Raw genomic sequence first — 19,596 nt, 5'->3', positions numbered from 1 at the left:
CGGCGACGGCTGCGGTGCGGGGCTCGTCGGCCGAGCCGACGGCCGCTCGCAGGCCGTCCGATGGTTGACCCGGCACGAAACGGGCAGGCGCCTGCGGCCAACCGCATCCCCGGCGTCGGACGGAGACCGCCATGAACGGTGCCGAAGGGTTCCCGAGCCGGCTGTGCGCCGAGCACCGGGCCATCGAGGCGCTGCTCCGGCAGCTGGACCGGATCACCACCCGCCGCGGCACCGACGACGAGGCACTGCGCCTGCTGGACTCGCTGCGGCTGCTCCTCGACCCCCACCTCACGGCCGAGGAGGAGCACCTGTACCCGCTGGCCCGCCGTTCCCTCCCCAACGGCGAAGCGCTCGCGGACGCGGCCGTCCGCACCCATGCGGCGATCCGCCGGCTGCTCGACCGGGCGGACGACGGCCGTCTGACCCCCACCGAACGGCGCCACGCGGTGTCCGTGCTGGTCGTCGTGGTCCGGTCCCATCTGCGCGGCGAGGAGGAGCAGTTGTTCCCCGCCCTGCGGGCCGGCCGCCCGCCGGAGGAGCTCCGCCGGTGCGAACGGCGGATGCGCGAGGCCCGAGCGCCGCGACCGGACGGCCCGGTCTGGGGGCTGCCTCCCGGGGCCGGGGCGATCGCCGCCCTGCGGGACGACGTCAGCGGGCACGACACCTCCCGGGGCCGGCACTCGCCGTGAGGGCGCGACCCGCGCGACCCGCGCGGCCGTCCGGTCCACGCTCCGTGCGCGGCAGGCCGTTTGACCTTCCCCGGGTCGGCAACCCGCAGGAGTATGGCGTACCTAGGAGAACCCGTCCCCACCGTCCCGCAGCCCCGGCCGTCCGAGCACCGTGACCGGCCCGGCCCGTGGCTGTTCACCCACGACGGCAGGGGCTCCGCCGGTGCCCCGGCGGGCGCGGTGCTGTTCGGCCGGGACGGGACGCTGCTCCGGGGCGTCTCCTGCAACGGCGACCCCGCCATGGTCCACCCCATGGCCGGCGTCCGGGCCGCGCTCGCGGCACTGCGCGCGGCCGGCTTCGCGCTCGGCGTGGTGAGCAACCAGCCGGGCGTGGCCCGCGGCCTGATCGGGCCGGGCCAGGTCGAGGCCGTCCAGGCCCGCGCCGAGGCGCTGTTGGGTCCGCTCGACGTCTGGGCGGTCTGCCCGCACGGCCCGCACGACGGCTGCGGCTGCCGGATGCCCGCGCCGACGCTGGTGACGGCCGCCTGCCGGGCGCTCGGTCTGCCCGCCTCGCGGGTCACCGTGATCGGGTGCAGCGACGAGGTGGTGTCCGCCGCGATGGCGGCCGGTGCCCACGTGATCCGGGTGCCCGAGCCCGCGCCGCCGACGAACACCGGCTGCCCGCCCTGCACCCTGACCACCTGTCGGACCGCGGACGGCCCCGAGCAGGCCGCCGATCTGCTGCTCCACCGCTGAACTCCCCGTGACACCCCGCCCCCGACCCGACTCCAGGACGGAGAACGCACGATGACCGTGAACCCCGGACCCCCCGAGTACCGTCCCCACACTCCCCCCACCGCCGAGCCGCACGGGCTCGGTCCCGCGGCGGGCGCCGGCGCCCCGCCAGCCGAGCCCGACGCGGCCGACCGCCCGGACGTCGAGACCGACGGCCGGGCCACCGAGGCCCCTGATCCCGGCGAGACCGGCGAACCCGCCGAGGCCGGCGAACCCGCCGAGGCCGGCGACCGCGACGCCAAGGACAGCGCGCTGGACGCCTTCCGCGCCCCCGACCCGGCCGGGGCGCTCACCACCGACCAGGGGGTGCGGATCGACGACACCGACAACTCCCTGACCGTCGGCGACCGCGGCCCCACCCTGCTGGAGGACTTCCAGCTGCGCGAGAAGCTGACCCGCTTCGACCACGAGCGCATCCCTGAGCGGGTGGTGCACGCCCGCGGCGCCGGCGCGTACGGCTTCTTCGAACCGTACGCCTCGCTGGCCGAGTTCACCTGCGCCGACTTCCTCCAGGAGCCCGGCCGCCGCACCCCCGTGTTCGTCCGCTTCTCGACCGTGCAGGGCCCGCGCGGCTCCGCCGACACCGTGCGCGACGTCCGCGGCTTCGCCACCAAGTTCTACACCCGGCACGGCAACTACGACCTGGTCGGCAACAACATCCCGGTGTTCTTCATCCAGGACGCCGTCAAGTTCCCGGACTTCGTCCACGCGGTCAAGCCCGAGCCGCCGAACGAGATCCCGACCGGCGCCTCCGCCCACGACACCTTCTGGGACTTCTGCTCGCTGCAGCCCGAGTCCACCCACATGCTGATGTGGGTGATGTCCGACCGGGGCATCCCGCGCAGCTACCGGATGATGCAGGGCTTCGGCGTGCACACCTTCCGCCTGGTGAACGCGGACGGGCGCGGCACCTTCGTGAAGTTCCACTGGCGGCCGCTGCTCGGGGTCTGCTCGCAGGTCTGGGACGAGGCGCAGATCACGGCGGGCCGGGACCCGGACTTCCACCGTCGGGACCTGTGGGAGGCGATCGAGGCCGGGGACTTCCCCGAGTACGAGCTCGGCGTCCAACTGATCCCGGAGCAGGACGAGTTCGCCTACCCCTTCGACCTGCTGGACCCGACCAAGCTCGTCCCGGAGGAGCTGGTGCCGGTCCGTCCGGTCGGCCGGATGGTCCTGGACCGCAACCCGCAGAACTTCTTCGCCGAGACCGAGCAGGTCGCCTTCCACACCGCCAACATCGTGCCCGGCATCGACTTCACCAACGACCCGCTGCTGCAGGGCCGCAACTTCTCCTACCTCGACACCCAGCTGATCCGCCTCGGCGGCCCCAACTTCCCGCAGCTGCCCGTCAACCGGCCGCTGGCCGAGGTGCGGAACAACCACCGCGACGGCTACGGCCAGCAGGTCGTCCACCCCGGCATCACCTACGCGCCGAACTCCGTCGGCGGCGGCTGCCCGGCGGCCCTCGGCGGGGGACGGTTGCCCGAAGGGGTCTTCGAGCACTACCAGGAGCGGATCGACGGCGCCGCGATCCGCCGCCGCAGCCCCAGCTTCGCCGACCACTACAGCCAGGCCGCGCTGTTCTGGCGCAGCATGGCCGACTGGGAGCAGCGGCACATCGTCGAGGCCTTCTCGTTCGAACTGGGGAAGGTCGAGGAGCCGGAGGTGCGCCGTCGGATGGTCGGCAACCTACGGCAGGTCGACCTCGGGCTGGCGGCGGAGGTCGCCCGACGGATCGGCGTCCCCGAGCCCGAAGCCGTACCCGATGCCGGTGCCGAGTCCGATGCCGGTGCCGAATCCGGCGCCGGTGCCGATGCCGGGAGCCGACCGGGGGCCGGGCCGCAGGTCTCCCCCGCGCTGAGCCTGGACAACCTGCGGGCCTCCGGCATCCGCACCCGCAAGGTCGCCGTCCTGACCGCCCCTGGAGTGGACGGCGACCAGGTGCGGGCCGCGCGCGAGCGGCTGGGCGCGCAGGGCGCCACGGTGGAGGTGCTGGCGGCTCAGGACGGCCGTGTGCTGGCCGCCGACGGCGCGCACGTGCCGGTGGACCGCGCGCTGCCCACCACGGCGTCGGTGCTGTACGACGCGCTGGTGGTCCCGGACGGCTGCGCGCCGACCCTGCCGGCCGATCCGGACGCCGTCCGCTTCCTCACCGAGTCGCTGCGGCACGGGAAACCGGTCGCCCTGCTCGGCTCGGGCGTCGCCCTCTCCCGGACGGCCGGCTTCGGCGACCCGGGCGGGCTGGCCGGGGTGACCGTCCACTCGGGCGAGGAGCCGCCCGGCCCGGCCCTGTGGGAGGAGTTCGCCGACCTGATCGAGCACCACCGCTTCCCGTCCCGTTAGGGCGTGCGGCGAAGGGCCCGGCGGCAGGTTCTGCCGCCGGGCCCTTCGCCGGCGCTCCCGCGGGTCTGCCGCTCAGCGCGAGCCGACCGCGGCGACGCCCCTGCGCAGCGCGGTGTCGATGCCGCGCAGGAAGTGTTCCAGGTCGTCCGGGTTGCGCGAGGTGACCAGCCGCCAGCCGTTGGCGTCATCGGTGACCAGCGGCTCGTCCGCCCAGGTCGCGCCCGCGTTCGCGAGGTCGGTGCGCAGCGACGGGAAGGAGGTGAGCCGCTTGCCGTACGCGACGCCCGCCTCGGCCAGCAGCCACGGACCGTGGCAGATCGCGGCGACCGGGCGGCCCGAGGTGGTGAAGGCGAGCACGGTGTCCACGGCCTCCTGGCGCATGCGGAGGCTGTCGGCGTTGAGGGTGCCACCGGGGATCAGCAGCAGGTCGTAGTCGGCGGGGTCGATCTCGTCGAGGGTGAGGGTGGGCCGCACCGTCTCGCCGGGCTCCTTGTCCCGGACGAGCGTGCGGATGTCGTCCCGTTCGGGCGCGGCGATGTCGACCTCCACACCGTCGTCGCGCAAGTGCCGTACGGGGACGAGGAGTTCGTCCTGTTCGACGCCGTCGTTCATCACGATCGCCAGGACCTTGGTCTGCCGGGTCATGTCTCCTCCTGGTCGGTTCCTGGTCGGTTCCTGGACGGCGCGCACCCACGGCGTGCGCGGGTGCGCGACGCCCGCGAACCCCGGCGGGTACCCGGTGGCCGGCGGGCCATGCGGAACGCCCGGGTCCGATCCGGGGCCTCGTTCGGTCCGGGCGGTCATGGCAGGGGCTCAGTCCAGGGGCTCGGCGAGGACCGGGCGGCCGAGGTCGAGGGCGGCGGTGATGGTGCGGACCTCGCCCGCGTCGTCGATCTCGACCCGGACGGCGCCGGAGTCGTCCACGTAGACCTCCGTTCCCGTGCTGCCCATCGCCCCGGTGGCGGTGAGCAGGAACTCCCGGTACGGGTCGGTCGCGACCAGCCGGTAGCGCTTCGGGGTCGTCATGGCTCCTCCTCGGTCCGGTGGTTGACCGCCGGTCGGTGCTCGTCGGGTCCGTACTCGTCGGGTCGGTACTCGTCGGGTCAGTACTCGTCCTGGTCGTGCCCGTCGGGCTCGCCGAAGCGTTCGCGCCATTCGCGGGCGCGGGCGTTGTGCCACTCCACGCCCTGGACGGCCTGGTGCTCGGACAGTCCGCTCAGCCGGGCGACCACGCTGATCGGGACGGGCTCGTCGCAGTCGGCGAGGGCCCGGCAGACCTTGCCCGCCCACTGTTCCTCGGGGACGAAGCGGCGGTGCCGGTATTCCTCGATCAGGGCGGCCAAGTGGTCGACGGAGCAGGCCAGGAGCACCCGTTTGCCGTCCAGGTCGGGGTCGGTCGGGTGCAGCGCGGAGGAGTCCGGTACCAGGGCGCCGAGCAGGTCGGCGTCGGCGACGGCCCGTCCGCAGTGGTCGCACAGGTCGAGCCCTTCCGCGTCGTCCCCGGTCGGGTCGCCCGCCGGAGGTGGTCCGATGTCCTCCATGCCGCGCGCCTACCCCGCCCGGCCGGGACCAACCGGGCACGGCTCCGGGGCGCCGCCCGCACCGCGCGCACGCGTCCGGCGGCCCTGACCCGGGTGGGGGTCGGGGCCGCCGGACGCACGGCGGCGGGCTCAGCTGGGGCTGATCCGCCCGCGCCAGCCGCCCTCCTCCGCGCCTCGGTGCTCGATGAACTCCTTGAAGCGCCTGAGGTCGCCCTTCACCCTCCGGTCGACCATGCCCATCGCGTCACCGACCTTCTCGACCATGCCGTCGGGCCGGAAGTCGATGGCCATGTTGATCCGGGTACGGCTCTCGTCGAGCCGCTGGAAGGTCACCACGCCCTTCTGCTGCACGTCGCCGTCCATGGTCCGCCAGGCGATCCGCTCGTCCGGCAGCTGGTCGACGATCTCGGTGTCGAACTCGCGGGTGACGCCGCCGATGCTGGTGCGCCAGTGGTTGTGGCGCTCGTCCAGCTGGGTCACCGACTCGACGCCCTCCATGAAGCGGGGGAACTCCTCGAACTGGGTCCACTGGTTGTACGCGGTGTGCAGCGGGACTTCGACGTCGACGGATTCCTTCACCATGCTCATCCGGGGCCTCCTCGCTGGGGATCCGAGCCGGGTGTTTCCCGGCCGACCGCGCGTCTGCCCCGTGGGCCGCGGCGTAACCGCCCCGGCGCCGATCGGGCACGACCCGGCGCGGGACGGCCGGGGCGGGACCGCCGGGGCGGGGAGGCTCAGGCCAGGACGACGATCATGGCGACGAGCATCACCGAGACCGCCAGCGACAGCAGCACGATGACCACGGCGGGCCAGGGCCCCCAGGCCCGGCGCACTTCGACCGGTTCCGGGTGGGAGATGCCGGAGATTCCGCCCTCGGCCGGCGGGGTGTCCCCGCCGGGCAGCGCGCCGTGTTCGTCGAGCGCGGGGGTGCGGTCGGGTTCGGGATCGGGAGAGGTCATGGTGTCGCCCCGGGTAGGAGTGGGTTCCGACACCCGGCGGCTGCCCGGGGGCGGCCACCGGAAACAACCGGCGGAACCCACCCCTCGCGACCCACCCGCTGCGGGCGCCGCCCGCCCGCGGTCAGCCCGCCAGCAGCACGGCGGGGTCGATACGCCCGTCGACCAGGGCGCGGGCCGCGGCGGCCACGCCGGTGCCGCTGCGGCGGGCGTGCGAGCGCAGCACCTCGAAGGCGGTGTCCATGTCCAGCCCGCCGGACTCGGCCAGGACACCCTTGGCCCGTTCGACCGCCGTGCGGTCCGCGAGGGCCGCGCCGATCTCCTCGGCGGCGGTCCGGTCGCGCCCGTACCGGTGCTGCAGCAGGGCGATCACCGCGAGGTCCGCCAGCGGCTGGATCACGTCCGGGCCGTCGTGGCCCGGTTCGGTGCCGGTGCGGACGTCGAAGACGTTGAGCGCCCCCACGACCCGGCCGTCCAGGCGCAGCGGGACGGCGCGGACGGAGCGGAAGCCGAGGGCGAGCGCCTGCGGGGCGAAGCGCGGCCAGCGGGCCCCGGCGCGGTCGAGATCGCGCTCGACCACCGGCTCGCCGGTGCGGTGGCAGTCCAGGCAGGGACCCTCGCCCACGTCGATCTGCAGGGCCTCCAGTCGGCGCACCCGGTCGCTGGAGTAGGCCACGTCACGCAGTTCGCCGCGACGGTCCGCGACGACGAGACCGGCACCGGCCGTACCGCTGAGCACCGTGCACACCTCGGTGAGGCGGTGCAGGAACTCGACGGTGTCGTAGCCGGTGGCGACCAGGGTCCCGGTGAGCCCGGCGAACGCCTCGTTCATCCGGGCCTCGCGCGTCATGACGGCCTCCCTCTCCCCTACGGGCAAGGCTACGCCCGGGGTGTGGCGTCGGTCATCCGTCATCGGTCCCCCTCGGTGAACCGCAGTCGCCGTTCCACCACGTCGTGCGCGACCTCGTCGATCTCCCGGCCGTGGGCGAAGGCGTGGGCGCGCAGCCGGTCCAGGGCCGCGCCGGCGGACAGGCCCAGTTGCACCATGACCATGCCGACGGCCTGGTCCGCCTCGACGCCGTCGAGCGGCGGGTCGTCCAGCCACCGCAGGGCCGGCTGGTCCGCGGGGGGAGCCAGGAAGGAGCCGACGATCGCGAGGGTCACGCTGGTCGCGGCGACCTGGATGTCGGCGGACCCGGCACGGTCCGGGACGCCCGGCCGGACGCGGTAGAGACTCAGGACCCCGATGCCGGAGGTGCCGAGGTGCAGCGGGGTCGCGTACACGCTGCGCAGTTCCGGGCGGGTGGAGTCGGCACCGGCGAGGTCGACCACCAGGACCGGCCAGCGGACCTCGTCCGGGGACAGCAGGTCGGTGACGGCCACCGGGCCGCGGCTGCGGAAGGCGTCCACGCTCGGGCCCTCGCCGAGGCTGAACTGCCGTTCCTCCATCCGCCGGGCCCGTTCGTCGCTGGCCCAGATCCCGGCGCGGTGCCCGGTGTCGGCCATCAGGATGATCGCGGCGGCGTCCGCGGCCAGCGCCTCGGCGCAGGCGACGCAGAGCCGCTCGGGCAGCGCGTGGCGGCCCGGGCCGTTGACGGCCTCGGCCACGGTCTGCGCGATCCGCGTCAGATCGGCCATCTCCGCGCCTCGTGATTCTTCCGTTTCCTGCCACCGTCGCGCGACGGCCGCCTGTTCCGGCAGCCGCACGGGAGGAGCCGCTGCGTGATCACCGCGGAATAGGTGTCCGGGGCGGGAGGCGGACCACCGTCGTGCGCCGGGCGCCCCCGACGTCTGCCGGCCGCTGCGCCGTCCACCCTGGCGCGTCTACCCGGATCGCCGGACCACAACCCCGCACCGGGTTTGGTCGGCCGCCACCCGGCTAGCCGCCCGGTATGGACACCTCACCCCTGCACACCCACCGCTGGTCCCGCCGGCTGCGCGGCGCCCTGGAGGCACCCGAGCACTGGGACTTCCTGGACGCCCCGGCCGGGCCGCTCGCCGACGCGGCGGAGGCCCTCCCGCTCGGTCGGTACCGCGACGCGCTGCACGGCGTGTGGCTCGGCCACCCGCTGCACCCGGCGCTGGTCCAGCTCCCGCTCGGCTGCTGGACGTCCGCCGCCCTGCTGGACTTCATCCCGGGCGGCCGGCGGTCGGCCGGCACCCTGGTGGCGGCCGGGCTGCTGGCCGCCGGGCCCGCCGCGGTCACCGGCTGGGTGGACTGGGCCCGGCTCGATCCCCCGCGCCGCCGCACCGGGCTGGTGCACGCGCTCGCCAACACCACCGGGCTGCTGCTGTACGGCGGGTCGCTGCTGGCCCGCTGCCGGGGGCGCCGCGCCCGGGGCCGGCTGCTCGGCCTGGCCGGGCTGACCGCCGTCTCGGCCGGCGCCGCGCTCGGCGGGCACCTGGCCTACCGGCTGGCCGCCGGGCCCGACCGGGCCGCCGCCGTGCCCCGGTTGGCACCGACCGACTGGGTGGGCCTCGGCGCGCTGGAGGACTTCCCGAGCGGACAGGCGGTGCGACGGTCGGCCGGCGAGCTGGCCGTGGTCGTGGTCCGGGACGGCGAGCGCTGCGACGTCCTGGCCGAGCGCTGCGCCCACCTGTCCGGGCCGCTGTCCGAGGGCACGCTCGTCGACGGCTGCCTGCGCTGTCCGTGGCACGGCAGCGAGTTCCGGCTCCGCGACGGCCAGGTGGTGCACGGCCCGGCCACCGCGCCGCAGCCGGTGCTGGAGACCCGGGTGCTCTCGGGCCACCTGGAGGTCCGCCTCCCCGGGGCCGGCTGACCGGCCGCCACCAGACGCACCGCGAGCGTCCTCCGGCCGTCCCCGGGCGGCGTTTCGCCCCCGCGGCCGGGGGCAGCCGCCCGGGAGCACCTCAGGAGGAGCCATGACCGCCGTCGTCCCCGATCTCCCGCCCCGCAGCGCCGCGCCGGCACGCCGGTACCGCACCGGGATCCGGGTGGCGGCCGTCCCGGCGGGGCACGTCTACGTCCGGCACCTGGCCGCCCTGACCGCCCTGACCGCCCGCGACCCGGTACGGCACCTGCCGGACCCGTGCCCGCGCGCCACGCCGCGCAGCCGATGGGGCTGGTGGCCGTCGGCCATGCTGGACCCGGACTGGGTCCGCCGCCACCACGACGAGTTCGACGTGTTCCACCTCCACCAGGGCTACGAGAACGCCGCCCCGGCCCGGCTGACCGAACTGGTCCGGCTGCTGCGCCGGCTCGGCAAGCCGCTGGTGTTCACCGTGCACGACCTCAGCAATCCGTACGAGGCCTCGGCCACCGGGCACCTCGCCCGGCTGGACATCCTGGTGCCCGCCGCCGGGCAGCTGATCACCCTCACCCCCGGCGCCGCGGCCGAGATCGCCGCACGCTGGGGGCGCCGGCCCCTGGTGCTGCCGTACCCGCACGTGGTCGAGCCGCACCTGCTGGTCCGGCCGCGGCCCGCGCGGGCCGGGTTCACCGTCGGCGTGCACCTGAAGAACCTGCCCGCGAACGTCATGCCGCTGCCGCTGGTGGAGGTCCTCGCACGGACCGTGGTCGAGCTGCCGGACACCCGGCTGCGGATCGGCCTGCACGCGGACGCCCCCGACGGTGCCGTGCTGCGCCGGATCTCCGCTCTGGCCGCCCACCCCCGGATCGAGGTGCGGCGCCAGCCCTACCGGGACGGCACCCGCTGGGCCCACTCCCTGCTCGACCTGGACCTCGTCGTGCTGCCGTACCGCTTCGGCACCCACTCGGGCCGCCTGGAGGCCTGCTTCGACGTCGGCACCGCCGTCCTCGCGCCGAGCTGCGGCCACTTCGCCGAGCAGCAGCCCTGCCTGACCTACCGTCTCGACCGCACCGGGCTCGACGCCGACTCCCTCGCCGGGGCCGTCCGCGCCGCGCACGCCGACCGCACCGTCCACCGGGCCGACCTGGTCCGGCGCGGTGCCGAACGGCAGTGGCTGGCGATGTGCCACCGCAGCGTCTACCGGGCCCTGCTGGCCCGGGCCTGACGGTCCGGCCGGTTCGGTGCGGACCTCCGTTCCGGAAGGAAGCGACATGCTGCTGCTCCGACCCCCCGGGGTCTACCCGCCGCAGGGGGACACCCGGTTGCTGGCCTCGTGCGTACGCCGGGAGCGGCTGGACGCCTCCGGCGAGGTGCTCGACCTCTGTACCGGAACGGGGGCGGTCGCCCTGGTCGCGGCGCGGACCGGGGCCCGGGTGACCGCCGTCGACCTCTCCGCCCGCGCCGTCCTGACCGCCTGGCTCAACACCCGGCTGCACCTGCGCCGGATCCGGCTGCGCCGGGGCGACCTGCTCGCCCCGGTGGCCGGCCGGCGCTTCGACCTGATCACCGCCAACCCCCCGTACGTGCCGGTCGGTCCCGGCGCGGGCGCCGCCGGCCGCGGCGCCGCGCTGGCCTGGGACGCCGGACGGGACGGACGGCTGGTGCTCGACCGGATCTGCCGGTCGGCCCCCGGTCTGCTCACCACCGGCGGGGTGCTGCTGCTCGTGCAGTCCTCGCTCGCCGACGTTCCCGCCACCCTGGCGCTGCTGCGCGCGGCCGGGCTGCGCACGGCCGTGGCGGCCCGGCGGCGGCAGGCCTTCGGGCCGGTGATGACCGCGCGGGCCGCCCTCTTCGAGCGGCTCGGGCTGATCCGGCCGGGCGAGCGCGAGGAGGAGCTGGTGGTGGTGCGCGGTGTCCGCGAACGCTGACCGGACGGCGACCCGGGTGGTCGTCGTGCCGGGTGGGCCGCTGCTGGTCGAGGGCCCGGTGGAGGTCGTCCTGCCGGACGGCACGGTGCGGCTCTCGGAGCGCCCGGTGGTGGCGCTGTGCGCGTGCCGCCGGAGCCGGACGTACCCCTTCTGCGACACCAGCCACCGTCGGCGCGGTCGGCCCGCACGGAGCTCGGACCGGGAGGTCGGGCACGGCCGGGAGCCGGGTCCGGACTCAGAGCGGGACGGGCAGGGCCGGGAGCCGGGTCCGGACTCAGAGCGGGCCGACGGGCAGGGCTGAGCGCAGGGAGGTCCGCCCGGCCCGCCAGGAGTCGAGCAGGTGGTCCGCGAAGCGGCCGTCCACGACCTCGGCGGCGGCGATGCCGAACGCCACGTCCTTCGCCGACTCCGGCTCCGCGGCGAGGAGTTCCTCGATGACCCCGCGGCGCACCAGCTGCTCGTGGACGGCGTCCGCCTCGATGTGCTCGCGGTAGAAGAGGGTGCCGTCCGGGCCTCCGCCGAGCCGCTCCAGCGCGGCGGCCAGCCGGGCCGAGCCGGGCGAGGAGGTGATCTCGACGGTGGCGAAGTGCCCGACCGCGGCGGCGCGCAGCGCCCGGTGCAGGCCGAGGAGCGTCATCAGGTTGACCACCGCCAGGGTCGGTGCCGGCAGCAGGTCCAGGTAGTGCCGGTAGCCGGGGTCCAGGCCGAAGGCCGTCATCATCCGCGCGTACAGCCGGGCGTGCGCCCGCTCCGGCCGCCCGGCCCCGTACTCGTCGTAGAGGATGGCCATCAGCGCGGCCTGCGCGGAGCCGTGGATCCTCGGCAGCATCCACAGCTGCGGGTCCGCCTCCTTGAGGTGGTAGAGCGAGCGGTGCACCAGGTACTCGCGGGCGTGCTGGAGTTCGCCCTCGGCCAGCAGGAAGTGCGAGGGGCCGGTGCCGTCCGGCGGCTCCGTGAGCAGGCGCTCCAGTGCCTCGCCGAGCGGCCGGACGGGCTCCGCCTCCGCCCGCACCTCGGCGAGGAAGGGACGTTCCAACCCGCGCCGCAGCGCCAGGAGTTCGGGGTCCCACTCCCAGTCGGGGGCGACCCCGGGCAGGCCGCGGTCGTGGAGCTCGTAGCAGAGGTACAGGGCGAGCTGGTGGTCCCCGCTCCAGGGGTGGGTGAAGGGGCCGGGCGGCGCGAGCAGGCGCCCGGCGCCCGGCGGCCCGGCCGTCACCAGGCCGAGCACCGCCGCCGACAGGGGACCGCGCGGGGAGGGCAGGCCGCCCTCCGCCGTCGCCACCGGCCGGCCGTGGTCATTCCGCTCCCGCCCGTCCATCCGCTCCTCCTCCTCGCCGTGTCGTCCCGTCCGGCCCACCGCGTCATCCACCCGGTCCGCCCGTTCCGCCCTGGCGGGTGCCCCGAGGACGCGGCCGCTAACGCGACTCACGCGGCCGGAGCCGGACGGCCAGCAGACAGCTGTCGTCGGCGGGGTTGGGGCCGCCGAGGCGGGCGGCGATGTGGTCGAGGCAGGCCTCCGGCTCGCCGGTGCCGCACTCCGCGGCCGCCCGCAGCAGCCGGTCCGGGCGGACGGTACCGCCCTCGCGGCGGTTCAGCAGTCCGTCGGTCCACAGCAGCACGGTGTCGGTCCCCGGCCGCAGCGGCAGCACGGCCTCGCGGCAGCGGGTCTCCGGCAGCGCGCCGAGCACGGTACCGGTCGGGCCCTCGGCGAGGACGGCGGTGCCGTCCCTCAGCACGGCGGGCGGCGAGTGCCCGGCCGCGCTCCAGGTGAGCGTCGCGGCCGCCGGGTCGAGCAGTCCGCACAGCACGCTGGCGATCCGGTGGCCGCCCTGGTGGCAGAGCATCGTGTTGAGCCGGTCGAGCATCTCGGCCGGCCCCGTCCCGGTGTAGCAGAGCCCGCGCAGCGCGTGCCGCAGCTCGGCCATGCCCACGGTGGCGGCCAGCCCGTGACCGCTGACGTCGCCGACGGCCAGCAGGATCCGGCCGTCCGGCAGGTCCGCCAGGTCGTACCAGTCGCCGCCGATCCGGGGGCGCTCCGCCGCGGGCAGGTAGCGGGCGGCGTGCTCCAGCACGGCGGCGGGCGGTTCCGGCTCACCGGGCACCGACAGCAGTGCGTTCTGCAGGGCCCGTGCCGTCCGGTGCTCGGCACCGGCCCGGCGCCGCTGCTCGGCCAGCCGCGCCCGGGTCTCCGCCAGGGCCTGCTCGGTCCGGTGCCGCCGGGTGACGTCCTGGAGCACCCCGCGGACCGCGGCCGGCCGGCCCGCGCCGGGATCGTCCGGGGCCTCCGCGATCAGCCGGACGGTCCGGGAGGTGCCGCCCGCCCGGCCGACGTCGAACTCCAGGGCCGCCGTCCGCCGCCCGGCCAGCAGGCGGCGGACCAGCAGGCGCAGGGCCGGGCGGTCGTCCGGGTGCACTTGGGCCAGGGCCTCCTTCGGGCTGACCGGGTCCGTGCGGTCGGGGTCGAGTCCGAGCAGCCGCAGGGCCTCCGCCGACAGCTCCGGTGGCCGCCCGACCGTCCAGGCGACGCTGCCCACCCCCGCCATCCGCTGCTCCTCGCCGAGCCGGGCCACCCGCTCCGCGGCGCCGTTCGCGGGCCGCCAGGTGAGCAGCACACCGTCGAGGAAGGGCTCCGCCCGGACGGCCAGCGCCTGGCCGGGCGCCCCGTCGGTGAAGTCCTCCGACCGGCCCTGGTAGCCGACCCCGGTCGCCACCGCCGTCACGATCCGGGCGAAGGTCCCGGTGGTGACCAGCCCGGGGTGGAGTTCGCTGAGGCGCCGGCCGACCTGCGGGTCCGTCCCGGCCGCGGCGTTGGCGTAGCGGACCCGCAGGTCGGTGATGCCGCGCTGCGCCGCGCCGGCGGCCGGGCCCTCACGCACGGCGGAGAGCACCAGGACGGGGTCGAACACCGCGTCCAGCACGGCCCGGAACCAGTGCTCGCCGCCGGGGACGGCCAGCCCCGGCTCGTCGCCGTCCGGGGCGGAGAACCGCAGCAGGTGCCCGGCCACCAGCCCGGCCAGGGCGTCGACGAACCGCGTCGCGGCGCGGGCCCGGGCCGGTGGTGCGTCCCAGCCCAGGCTCATCGCTCCGACGATCCGGTCACCGCGGCGCAGCGGTACGGCGCAGGCGCTGCGGCCCGGCACGATCCGCCCGGTGTCGGGGGCGCCGCCCGGCTGGTCGGAGTCGAACTCCCAGACCAGGCCGCCCCCGTGGGCGGCAGCGGCCAGCGGCACGCCGGTCTCCGGCGGGATGCGCTGCCACTGGCTGACCCGGCGGGGCTCCACCCCGTGACTGCCGACCAGCCGGAGCGCGCCGTCGGGCTCCAGCCGCCCGAGCACCACGGCGACGACGCCGAGCGGTGCCAGGGCCACCTCGTGCGCGAGCCGTGCCAGTTCATCGGGCGAGCCGGCGCTGGCCAGGGCGGAGGCCGCCAGGTGGTAGCGCGCGGACAGGCCGGGAACGGGGGCGGCCGGGCCGTTCCCGGGCAGGACGGGAGCGGGGACGGGCGGCTTCGGGGGCGGGGACGCGGGCGCTTCGGTGGTTCCGGGCTCCTCGGTGGGGGTGTCCTCGACGGAGGCGTCCGCGACCGGGACGGCCTCAGCCGGGATGTCCTCGGCCGGGGCGCCGCCGGTGTCGCTCTCCCCCCGGGGCTCCCCGAGCGGGGCCGCGAGGCCGACCAGGCCGGCGGCGATCTCCGCGAGCCGGCGGTTGCTGTCCTGGGAGAGCCGCACCAGGTGGCCGAAGGCCTCGTCCGGCGTGCAGCCGAGCCGCTCGGCCAGGATCCCCTTCGCCTGCTCGATGACGCCCCGGGTGCGCATCGCCCGGCGCAGTCCCTCGGCCTCGGCGCGCAGCCGGTCGACGGCCTCCCGCAGCACGGCCGTGTCGCCGGCCCGGGCGAACTCGCCGCCGTTTCGGCGGTCGGCCTTCCGACGCTCGGTGAGCCGGCGCTCGACGGTCGGTCCCCGCGCCTCCCGGCCCGCCGCGGTCCGGTCCTCGGCGCTCCGGGCCTCGGGGTCGCGGCGCTCACGCACAGGCCGCCGCCACGTCCGGGTAGAGCGGCAGCACCGCCGCCACCCCGCTCAGCTCCACCACGTCCCGCACCCTCGGTACGGCCCCGGCCAGCCGGAGCGCGCCCCGGTCGCGGCGGGCCCGCCGGGCGGCGCCCAGCAGCACGTTCAGGCCGGTGGAGTCCACGAAGGCGACGGCGGTCAGGTCCACGACCATCCGGGCGGCGCCGCCGTCCGCGAGCGCCTCGAACAGGCGTCGGACCTCGCGGGCCGCGAAGTCGTCGAGGTCCCCGCTGAGCGGTACCACCGTCCAGCCGTTGGCCACCACGAAGTCGTGCATCGGACCGCCCTCGACGCTCGGCCCGGCCGCCCCTCCACCGGGCTCCCCTTCCAGGCTAGGCCCACCCCGCTCCACGGCGTCCCCGCCCTCAGGCGACCGCCCGCGCCCAGGCCCGGCCCGGGCGGCGGGCGGCGAGCGCCGCGTGGTGGGCGGCGTGGGCGCCGTGGCGGACGCCCGGCCAGCGGCGGCCGGGCCGGTGGTGGACCGGCCGTCGGGCGGCCCGCGCAGGCTGTGTGCGGGTGCCGAGGCCGGTGGCCCCCGTCTGGTCAGTCCTCGCCGAGGACGGCGTAGGTCTCCGCATCGCCGTGCTCCCCGTTCTGGTCGTCCGGTGCGTCCGAGGGGCGGGGGCGTGCCGGTCCTCCGTCCTCGGACCGTTCGGGTGGGCGGACGGCTTCGGCCTGGCCGCAGCCTTCGCGCGGGTCCATGGTGGCCACCTCCGGGGGCTGGCGGGGCGCCCGCTCGGGGCGCCGGGGACCCCACCGGCTACCCGGCGTCGTGCCCGGCAAACGACGACGGTCCGTCCCGGCCCCGCCCCGTACGCCCCGGACCGGAGCGGTCACCGGCCCGTGCGTGCAGCCCGTAGACGGCGAAGGCCCGGCCGATGACCGGCTGTGCCACGTTGCGCACCCGGACGCCGCAGGCGGTCAGGCCGCGCTCGGTGCCGAGGTGGGCGTGGCCGTGGACGGCGAGGTCGGCGCCGGCGCCGTCGATCGCCTCGGCGAGCAGGTAGCTGCCCAGGAACGGGTGGATCTCCGGCGGCTCCCCGGCGAGGGTGTCGGGGACGGGCGCGAAGTGGGTCAGGGCGATCCGCAGGTCGCAGCGTTCGGCCGCCAGTCCGTCGAGGGCCGCCCGCAGGCCGTCGGCGCACTCCCGGCTGTGCCGGACGAAGGCCTTCATCTCGGGCTCGCCGAACTCGCCGGCGCTGCGGCCCGCGAATCCGCCCCCGAAGCCCTTGGTCCCCGCCACGCCGACCAGGTGACCGTCGACCGGGACGGTGACGGAGGAGCGCTCCAGCACGTGGACGCCGTGCGCCGCGAGGATCCCGGTGACGGCGTCCGGGCAGCCGGCGTCGTGGTCGTGGTTGCCCAGGACGGCGATCACCGGGACGGGCAGGCCGGCGACCTCCCGCGCCACCACGGCGGCCTCCTCCGGGGTGCCGTGCCGGGTGAGGTCGCCGGCCAGCAGCAGCAGGTCCGCCAGCTCGGCCAGGGTGGCGAAGGCCGGACGCAGCAGCCCCCGGCTGTCGGGGCCCAGGTGGATGTCCCCGACGGCGGCGACCCGGATCACCGCAGGTCCTCGACGCCGACCGGCGGCCGGTCGTCGGCCAGCGTGATGTCGGTGTACACCACCAGGCCCGCCAGGACCTGGGCCACGATGCGCTCGACGGCGGCGCGGCGCTGCTCGCTCGGGACGGTGCCGCGCACGGTGACGTGGTCGCCGTGGCACTCGATCCGCAGGCCGAGTTCGCCGATCTCGTCGTCGGCCAGGCGGTCGCGCAGGTGGGCGACCCGGTACTCGGTGTCGGCGATTCCGGTCATGACCCGGCTCCTTCGGGCTCGATCACCTGGAGGCGTTCCAGGAGGTACAGGAAGGCGGCCGGCATGGGCGCCTGGCCCCGCTCGGCCCGGATCCGCCGCCAGTCGATCTTCTCCCGCAGCGGCCGGACGACGGCGAGCACCGCCCCGAAGTCGCAGTGGTGCTCGGAGAACGCGGCGAGCAGGGCGCTGACCATGTCGGTGGCGGCGAGCACCGGCATGTGCACGGAGTCCACCGGCAGCACCTCGGCGCGGTCCAGCAGCTCCGAGGTGACCGGCCGTTTGGCCAGTTCGAGGATCAGGTCGACGTCCTGGCCGAGGCAGCGGGCCTTGACCAGCCAGTCCTCGGGCGGCAGGAACACCTCCAGTCCGGCCTCGCGCAGGGTCCGGGTGACGGCGTCCGCGTCCTCCCGGCGGATGCAGAAGTCGGCGTCGTGCTGCAGGCGCACGACCGCGCCGTGCGCGTAGGCCGCGACCCCGCCCGCGAGCGCGAACGGGTGGTCCTTGGCCTTGAGCAGCGAGCCGATCCGCTTCGCCGCCTCCAGGATCGCCTGGGTCCGGTCCGGCGGCAGGCACCCGTTCGGCTCGCCCAGCGGCCCCTCGTCCCCGTACGGGCGCGACGACGGGATGGGGTGTTCGGAGAGGTGGTCCATCGCGGCTCCTCGGCCGTGCGGTCCGGTTCGACGCCCCGACGGCTACCCGTCCGGCGGGAGTTCACGCAGCGCGGCGGGGCGTCGGCACCGGGCGTGATGGCCCACGGTCGGCGGGCGTCAGCCCGGGCGCGGCCGGCCGAGCAGGCTGCGGTCCAGGTCCGCCAGCAGCTCGGCGGTGTCGCGGTGGACCTCGGCGGCTCCGGCGCCGAGGAGTTCCTGGGCCGAGAAGCCGCCGCTCTCCACGGCCACGCAGCGGACCCCGGCGCGGCCGGCGGCCACGACGTCCCAGACGGTGTCCCCGATGAACACGGCGTCCGCGGGCTCGGCGCCCGCGCGGTCCAGGGCGGCCCGGACGAGGTCCGGCGCGGGCTTGGTGGCGGCCACGTCGTCCGCGGTGGTGGCGTCCGCGATCACGTCGTCGGCGTCGAGCACCCGGCGCAGCGCGGTCAGCTCCCGCTCGGAGGCGGAGCTGGCCAGGACGATCCGGTGGCCGCGTCCGGCGCAGGCGCGCAGCAGGTCGGCCGCGCCGGGCAGCGCCGTGATCACCGGCCAGCGGGCGGCGTAGAGCGCGTCGTGGGCGGCGGTGATCGCCTCGTCGTCGTCCCGGTCGCGGTCGCGGCCGAGCAGGTGGTCGAGCAGTTGGTCCGCGCCCATGCCGACGGCCCGGTGGACCCGGGCGGCCGGAACCGTCCGGTCGTACTGGCGCAGGGCCTCCCACCAGGCGAGGGCGTGGAAGTACGAGGTGTCGAGCAGGGTCCCGTCGACGTCGAAGAGCGCCGTCGCGGTGGTGGTCACCCGGTCCTCCTTCGGTCGGTCCGGCCGGTGTGCGATCGGGGTGCGATCAGCTCCGTCCGATCACGCCGGTTCCTCGGGTTCCTCGTCGTGCCAGCCGGCGGCGTCGACGTCGTCGAGCTGTTCGCGCAGGTGGTTCAGGGTCGCGGTGAGCAGCCGGGAGACGTGCATCTGGGAGACGCCGATCCGTTCGGCGATCTGCGACTGGGTGCAGCCGTCCCAGAACCGGAGTTTGAGGACGACCTGTTCCCGGCGCGGCAGTTCGGCGAGCAGCGGGCGGACGGCGGTGCGGAAGTCGGCGAGTTCGATGCCGGGGTCGCAGCTGCCGAGCCGGTCGAGCAGGGCGCTGCCGCTCTCGTCGGTGTCCTGGTCGCGCAGGGCGTCCAGGGAGTTGGGGCGGTAGACCCGGCCAGCCATCAGGCCCTCGGTGGCCTGTTCGACGGTGAGGTGCAGGCCCTCGGCGATCTCCTCGGGGTGCGGCAGCCGCCCGAGCTCCTGTTCGAGCCGGTCGGAGCCGCGTGCGACGGTCAGGTAGAGCTCCTGCATGCTGCGCGGCACCCGCACCGGCCAGGAGGTGTCACGGAAGAACCGTTTGATCTCGCCGGTGATGGTCGGTATCGCGTAGGTGACGAACTCGACGCCGCGCCCCAGGTCGTAGCCGTCCACGGCCTTGATCAGACCGATGGTGCCGACCTGGAGGATGTCCTCCATGTCCTCGGCCCGGTGCCGGAACCTGGCGGCGATGAACCGCACCAGCGGCATGTTGAGCTCGATGATCGTGCCGCGGACGTAGCTGTAGGCGTGGCTCTCGCGGGCGAGGTCGGTCAGGCGCGCGAACAGCGCGTCGCTCAGTTCCCGCGCCTCGGTCTTGCCCATGGCCCGCAGCTCGGCCTCGCTGGGCCTGGGCGGGATGTCGGGCGGAAGATCGGGCGGGAGGTCGAGCGGTTGGTCATGCGGTGTGACGGCATCCCGGTGGGAGCTCTCCAGTCGGATGGACACTTGATGTCTCCTGGGCAACGGGGTGATCGCCCGGTTGCACGTGCGGTGCGAGCCGCACGCTCGGGGCTTCTTCCCCCAGGACCTGTGCCCGGCTTCTTCAAGCGCGGTCCCGGTGGCACCCGGTCGGGTGCTGGGGCGGCCGGATCCGGTCTCGACCGCCGTAAGGGTGTTCTACCCCGACATACGACAGTGAATTCATGTTTCGGCCGTTTTCTTCCGAATCGGCCGGGTAACCGCGCTCGGGCGACACCATCCGCTACGCGAAGGAGAG

23 protein-coding genes are annotated in these 19,596 nt (G+C 75.8%); 7 read left to right on the top strand and 16 right to left on the bottom strand.

What is annotated here, in order from left to right; translation table 11 throughout:
• Window positions 1-131: 131 nt before the first annotated feature.
• From ACIRD3_RS05220 to ACIRD3_RS05210, 3 genes are all read left to right on the top strand, one after another.
• Window positions 132-689 carry a hemerythrin domain-containing protein gene (locus tag ACIRD3_RS05220; protein WP_402211831.1) on the top strand — a complete coding sequence of 186 codons (558 nt, stop codon included), beginning with the start codon at window positions 132-134 and terminating at the stop codon, window positions 687-689.
• Between the two features lie 93 nt (window positions 690-782).
• Window positions 783-1,424, top strand: a complete 642-nt coding sequence (locus ACIRD3_RS05215; RefSeq protein WP_402211828.1) for an HAD-IIIA family hydrolase — start codon at window positions 783-785, stop codon at window positions 1,422-1,424.
• A gap of 51 nt (window positions 1,425-1,475) precedes the next feature.
• Complete coding sequence (locus ACIRD3_RS05210) at window positions 1,476-3,806, top strand: catalase (RefSeq protein WP_402211826.1); 2,331 nt, start codon at window positions 1,476-1,478, stop codon at window positions 3,804-3,806.
• A 72-nt stretch (window positions 3,807-3,878) separates the two neighbouring features.
• On the opposite strand, the gene ACIRD3_RS05205 is transcribed toward ACIRD3_RS05210, so the two are convergent.
• From ACIRD3_RS05205 to ACIRD3_RS05175, 7 genes are all read right to left on the bottom strand, one after another.
• Window positions 3,879-4,451, bottom strand: coding sequence for a type 1 glutamine amidotransferase domain-containing protein (locus ACIRD3_RS05205; protein ID WP_402211823.1), 573 nt, complete (start codon window positions 4,449-4,451; stop codon window positions 3,879-3,881).
• 168 nt (window positions 4,452-4,619) lie between these two features.
• Window positions 4,620-4,832 (bottom strand): DUF6296 family protein, encoded by a 213-nt coding sequence (locus ACIRD3_RS05200; RefSeq protein WP_402211821.1) that lies wholly within the window; start codon window positions 4,830-4,832, stop codon window positions 4,620-4,622.
• Window positions 4,833-4,909: 77 nt separating this feature from the next.
• On the bottom strand, window positions 4,910-5,347 hold the full coding sequence (locus ACIRD3_RS05195; protein WP_402211818.1) for a hypothetical protein: 438 nt from the start codon (window positions 5,345-5,347) through the stop codon (window positions 4,910-4,912).
• A gap of 129 nt (window positions 5,348-5,476) precedes the next feature.
• Window positions 5,477-5,935 (bottom strand): SRPBCC family protein, encoded by a 459-nt coding sequence (locus tag ACIRD3_RS05190; protein WP_402211816.1) that lies wholly within the window; start codon window positions 5,933-5,935, stop codon window positions 5,477-5,479.
• Window positions 5,936-6,081: 146 nt separating this feature from the next.
• Window positions 6,082-6,306: a DUF6480 family protein gene (locus tag ACIRD3_RS05185; RefSeq protein WP_402211813.1), complete on the bottom strand. Its 225-nt coding sequence runs from the start codon at window positions 6,304-6,306 to the stop codon at window positions 6,082-6,084.
• A gap of 121 nt (window positions 6,307-6,427) precedes the next feature.
• Entirely contained in the window at window positions 6,428-7,153 is a 726-nt protein-coding gene (locus ACIRD3_RS05180; protein ID WP_402211811.1) for a GAF and ANTAR domain-containing protein, read from the bottom strand.
• 59 nt (window positions 7,154-7,212) lie between these two features.
• Window positions 7,213-7,941, bottom strand: coding sequence for an ANTAR domain-containing protein (locus tag ACIRD3_RS05175; protein ID WP_402211808.1), 729 nt, complete (start codon window positions 7,939-7,941; stop codon window positions 7,213-7,215).
• Window positions 7,942-8,195: 254 nt separating this feature from the next.
• Here ACIRD3_RS05175 and ACIRD3_RS05170 point away from each other — a divergent pair, with 254 nt between their 5' ends.
• From ACIRD3_RS05170 to ACIRD3_RS05155, 4 genes are all read left to right on the top strand, one after another.
• Window positions 8,196-9,083, top strand: coding sequence for a Rieske 2Fe-2S domain-containing protein (locus ACIRD3_RS05170; protein WP_402211805.1), 888 nt, complete (start codon window positions 8,196-8,198; stop codon window positions 9,081-9,083).
• A 103-nt stretch (window positions 9,084-9,186) separates the two neighbouring features.
• Window positions 9,187-10,299: a glycosyltransferase family 1 protein gene (locus ACIRD3_RS05165; RefSeq protein ID WP_402211802.1), complete on the top strand. Its 1,113-nt coding sequence runs from the start codon at window positions 9,187-9,189 to the stop codon at window positions 10,297-10,299.
• 46 nt (window positions 10,300-10,345) lie between these two features.
• Window positions 10,346-11,002 (top strand): HemK2/MTQ2 family protein methyltransferase, encoded by a 657-nt coding sequence (locus tag ACIRD3_RS05160; RefSeq protein WP_402211799.1) that lies wholly within the window; start codon window positions 10,346-10,348, stop codon window positions 11,000-11,002.
• Window positions 10,986-11,303 carry a CDGSH iron-sulfur domain-containing protein gene (locus ACIRD3_RS05155; RefSeq protein WP_402211797.1) on the top strand — a complete coding sequence of 106 codons (318 nt, stop codon included), beginning with the start codon at window positions 10,986-10,988 and terminating at the stop codon, window positions 11,301-11,303. The genes ACIRD3_RS05160 and ACIRD3_RS05155 overlap by 17 nt, the downstream gene beginning before the upstream one ends.
• Here ACIRD3_RS05155 and ACIRD3_RS05150 read toward each other — a convergent pair.
• The 9 genes from ACIRD3_RS05150 to ACIRD3_RS05110 all read right to left on the bottom strand — a co-directional run bounded on the left by ACIRD3_RS05150 (window position 11,277) and on the right by ACIRD3_RS05110 (window position 19,325).
• On the bottom strand, window positions 11,277-12,359 hold the full coding sequence (locus tag ACIRD3_RS05150) for an iron-containing redox enzyme family protein (RefSeq protein ID WP_402211794.1): 1,083 nt from the start codon (window positions 12,357-12,359) through the stop codon (window positions 11,277-11,279). The genes ACIRD3_RS05155 and ACIRD3_RS05150 overlap by 27 nt on opposite strands.
• A 58-nt stretch (window positions 12,360-12,417) precedes the next feature.
• The gene (locus ACIRD3_RS05145; protein WP_402211792.1) at window positions 12,418-15,030 is read right to left on the bottom strand and encodes a SpoIIE family protein phosphatase; all 2,613 of its coding nucleotides are present in this window, start codon (window positions 15,028-15,030) and stop codon (window positions 12,418-12,420) included.
• On the bottom strand, window positions 15,023-15,346 hold the full coding sequence (locus tag ACIRD3_RS05140) for an STAS domain-containing protein (RefSeq protein WP_402211789.1): 324 nt from the start codon (window positions 15,344-15,346) through the stop codon (window positions 15,023-15,025). Before ACIRD3_RS05140 ends, ACIRD3_RS05145 begins: the two co-directional genes overlap by 8 nt.
• Before the next feature lie 266 nt (window positions 15,347-15,612).
• Window positions 15,613-15,771, bottom strand: a complete 159-nt coding sequence (locus ACIRD3_RS05135; RefSeq protein ID WP_402211786.1) for a hypothetical protein — start codon at window positions 15,769-15,771, stop codon at window positions 15,613-15,615.
• Window positions 15,772-15,829: 58 nt separating this feature from the next.
• Window positions 15,830-16,633 carry a metallophosphoesterase gene (locus tag ACIRD3_RS05130; protein ID WP_402211783.1) on the bottom strand — a complete coding sequence of 268 codons (804 nt, stop codon included), beginning with the start codon at window positions 16,631-16,633 and terminating at the stop codon, window positions 15,830-15,832.
• Entirely contained in the window at window positions 16,630-16,884 is a 255-nt protein-coding gene (locus ACIRD3_RS05125) for a BON domain-containing protein (protein ID WP_402211780.1), read from the bottom strand. Before ACIRD3_RS05125 ends, ACIRD3_RS05130 begins: the two co-directional genes overlap by 4 nt.
• A complete protein-coding gene (locus tag ACIRD3_RS05120; protein WP_402211778.1) occupies window positions 16,881-17,534 on the bottom strand; it encodes a nucleotidyltransferase family protein in 654 nt (217 codons plus the stop codon). Before ACIRD3_RS05120 ends, ACIRD3_RS05125 begins: the two co-directional genes overlap by 4 nt.
• A gap of 117 nt (window positions 17,535-17,651) precedes the next feature.
• Window positions 17,652-18,329 (bottom strand): HAD family hydrolase, encoded by a 678-nt coding sequence (locus tag ACIRD3_RS05115; protein ID WP_402211775.1) that lies wholly within the window; start codon window positions 18,327-18,329, stop codon window positions 17,652-17,654.
• 60 nt (window positions 18,330-18,389) lie between these two features.
• The gene (locus ACIRD3_RS05110) at window positions 18,390-19,325 is read right to left on the bottom strand and encodes a SigB/SigF/SigG family RNA polymerase sigma factor (protein WP_402211772.1); all 936 of its coding nucleotides are present in this window, start codon (window positions 19,323-19,325) and stop codon (window positions 18,390-18,392) included.
• Window positions 19,326-19,596: the final 271 nt, after the last annotated feature.

Origin of the sequence: Kitasatospora sp. NPDC093550 (assembly GCF_044764985.1) — a bacterium.
GTDB lineage: Bacteria > Actinomycetota > Actinomycetes > Streptomycetales > Streptomycetaceae > Kitasatospora.
This window is presented reverse-complemented; position numbering and strand designations above follow the sequence as displayed.